This is a genomic window from Limnohabitans sp., from assembly GCF_040400975.1.
In the GTDB taxonomy this organism is placed as follows: Bacteria; Pseudomonadota; Gammaproteobacteria; order Burkholderiales; family Burkholderiaceae_C; genus Limnohabitans_A.
In genome coordinates this window covers 1-3,245 of sequence record NZ_JBBAPF010000066.1, presented here as the reverse complement: position 1 = coordinate 3,245, position 3,245 = coordinate 1, and the positions used below count along the sequence as shown (strand labels likewise).

The following is a 3,245-nucleotide window of genomic DNA, read 5'->3' as shown; positions in this document are numbered from 1 at the left end:
ATAGAAAGAAAACTCACGGTCATATTCTTCCTCAATGTTGCAACGTCTGAACAAGTTGTCCTCGCAAGTCGCCGAACTCCTCATAGAAGACTGCAGTACCTGAGCACCCCCCCCAGGCTCAGACCCTCGATCATGATGGATGTAATGAGCATTGCATGCATCATCTCATGTTCATCATTAGAACCTTACATCCCTCATCAATTGAAATGAGCAGTTTGCTCAATGAATTCAAAGGGGCATGATTCGCCCCCAGCCTTCTCATTTTGCTGCCATGCCCACAGCAACACCATGCATAGGGCTCTGGTGTCTCCGTGTAGCTCCCATGATCGGGAGCGCGGACTGCCGGTGATTTTTGTCGATTACGAGCCACCTCTTGTTGTAGAAGTCTTTGTAGAGGACAGCTCTTGGTGGCAGGAATATGCGTCCGCTGTCCTCTGTGAACAATTCGTCTTGTGGAGGAGCTGCAGCAGCCTTGGCCTTGGCCTTTGCACCGGCCTTGCCCTTGGCCTTGGCCTTGGCCTTTGCTGCAGCAGGCTCAGGTTTGAGCTTGTCTGCGTGCTGCTTCAGTCGGTTACTGAAGCTTTTCTTTGCATCGAGGTGAATCTCCACATTCTTGCAAAAGTTACGCATTTCATTTTTATTATCGTTGTCGTCCATGGCCTCCAGCAGAGCTTCGTCGGCAAGCACTTCATAGGCATCGAGGTTGGGTTCCACGCTGCGGAGTTGCATGATGTTGAAGAGATCTGCGTCAGCCTTGCCTGGAAGTGCATGGCGCAGCAACGCCCAGAGTTTGGAGTAGAGGTCGCCTGGTGGGTCAAAGCCGACGCCAAGCTCGTGCAAGAGGCGTGTGATGGCTGTCTCTGGCAACCAAGCGAAGGCCTCGTTGGCGGCAGCAACCAGCAGCGAGACTGGTGGGCCATTGGGCACTGCTGCGATGGAGGGTGCGTCGGCGCCTGCAAGTTCAGCAGCAAGGGGGCTGCGCATCGTCGCTGGCAAGACCTCAAAATGCAGCTGGTCAAGGACGATGTGCCACAACATGCTGTCCTGCGAAGTGATGTCTGGGATGTACACTGCAGCTCCGCCTGCCTCCACGATGGGCTTGGCCAACAGGGCCGCTGCAGCTGTGCCTTCAATGTACTAGGAAGAATGCAGAAAAAACATGACATTGGAATCAGCGGAGACACTCAAAACGAGTTTACAAACATGTTCTTGATTAGTGATAAATGAAATTGAAATAATTAGGAGCTTCCACAACAATGATCATGACATATCAATAGGAACTAGGCAATGATCATGACATATCATTATGATCGAGGCCTTCGAGCGGTCCACAAGAGAATGCCCAATTGAGGTCTCCGACACGTCGCACAAGCATGCCCGGTCGCAAGAGACCACACATCCAAACTGTCTCCGCTTGGCCCCAGCATTTGGCTTGCGAGCAAAAGCGCATTGCAGCCATCTCGCCAGCCAGACCAAAGAAGGACGCTGGAGACAGACTCGGCCAAGGCGGCGGCGAGTCCTTGGACACAATCCCTGACATATCGAAGCTAGTGTGCTGTCTCTGGAGGCAAGGCTTGAAGATACTGGGAGGCAAGGTCCTCGGGTCGCTGGAGGTCACCGCCTGGTTCCGCCACTCCACCTCCGTGTAGTTATGCCTCGAAGTCATCACCTCTGCGTGCATGGGTGCAAGCCAGATGCGAGAGGAGGACATGGTCTTGTGGTCGGCATCCCTGTCCTCTGCCTTGCGGACAAACTTGAAGCCGTGCTCGCAGAGGGAAGTGGGTGGAGTGCTGAACGCCTCCAAAAGATGCGCTGCCACGTCTGCTGGCACATACTCAAAACCAACCTTTGCCAGTTCCTCACACACCTCCCGCACAGCAACACACTGGAACCAACTCCGTTTGCACCAAGACCGCACTTGCTTCTCTGTGCGCTTGTCGGCCTCCAGCCATACTTGCCAACATTATTTGATGAAAGCCAAGGCAGCTTCCCTAATGTCTGCAGATGGGGCAACAAGAGCAACAAAGCGACCTGGCAGAGCTTGCACGTGCCACAAGAGGGACACCCGCCGGTGGAGCAATAGTGCAAAACAAAACCTCATGGCCAATGCTGCCCACGTGTTCTCTTCTAACAACAGAGGGTGATCTGCCGCGAGCTTGCCTTTCATGCCAAGTGGGCACCTGGTGCAGAAGCCCATGTCGGCCAAACGCTCCACATCACGCACTGCCTCGAACGCGTGCGCAAGGGCTGGCCAGGACTGCCCTGTAGCCTGGGAGCGGTAGAAGCCCACATTGGCACTGCAGGAGGTGTTCTCCGACACCTGGTCGCTGTGCCACTTGCGGACTCCGCGGGACAACACGTCCAAGATCGACCCCTTCCTCACCAAGGCGGAGTCAGCCAATACCAGGGTGGCTACGTGCAACATGTTCTTGCACCTGTCCCTCACTGACCTTACTGCCAGTCGCGCGCTCTGCCGCGTGGACCCTAGTACGCCATGCTCGTCTGGAGGCCTCATGGCCTGGAGGGACAACTGGCTGCTGGCAGGTCTGTGGTCCAAGTACCCCAGATTGATGCCCAAGTACAGGAGTCCCAATAGTCTGATTCCCATCTGCCTTTCCCAAAAGGACCAGCAGTGCATCCAGCTGAGCCACCGGGCCAGAGCCAACTTGGGCCCCTTTTGGAGGAAGGCGCGCTGCGCCCACAGAGTGTCCAAGACCTCCTGCGCATACCCAGGGTCCCCCAAGCGTTCCGGACACCCCGACTCCTTCGCGATGCGAGGCAGCAGTGCTTGCAGAAGGGGGCAGTCCACTGAGCTGTGGTCCGAGTAGTCTTTGGCGGCCTCTTTGGCTTGCATCCACCACCCTGCAGACTCGAAGGGCCCGTAGTTCACCGAGAACACAACTCCCCACAATAGCACAGCGTCCCACAAGCCAGCACTTGAAATTGCCATATTCAGATCATTCCAGTTGCGGTGACTTGGGTCGAAGAACAACAGAAGCCGCACGGAGGCCACGTACAATAACCACATTGCTGCTGCCCACCCATCTGAACCCTGGTCCACGCAGAGACACAGAGTCAAACCAAAGTCCGGAGACTGGCCAATAGCATGTGTGGAAGCAGAGGAGGAAGAAGAGGAACTTCCAACAGAGGCCCCCATGGCTCTGAAATCTGAGACCCCTACCACTGGCAACTAGGAGCATGCTGTCCAAAGCACACAGGATGTGGTACGCCGATTTCCTGTGCAG

1 protein-coding gene is annotated in these 3,245 nt (G+C 55.5%); it reads right to left on the bottom strand.

Annotated elements, in window-relative coordinates; genetic code table 11:
* Positions 1-258: 258 nt before the first annotated feature.
* Positions 259-1,107, bottom strand: coding sequence for a hypothetical protein (locus ABWQ00_RS15720; RefSeq protein WP_353239598.1), 849 nt, complete (start codon positions 1,105-1,107; stop codon positions 259-261).
* Positions 1,108-3,245 lie beyond the last annotated feature (2,138 nt).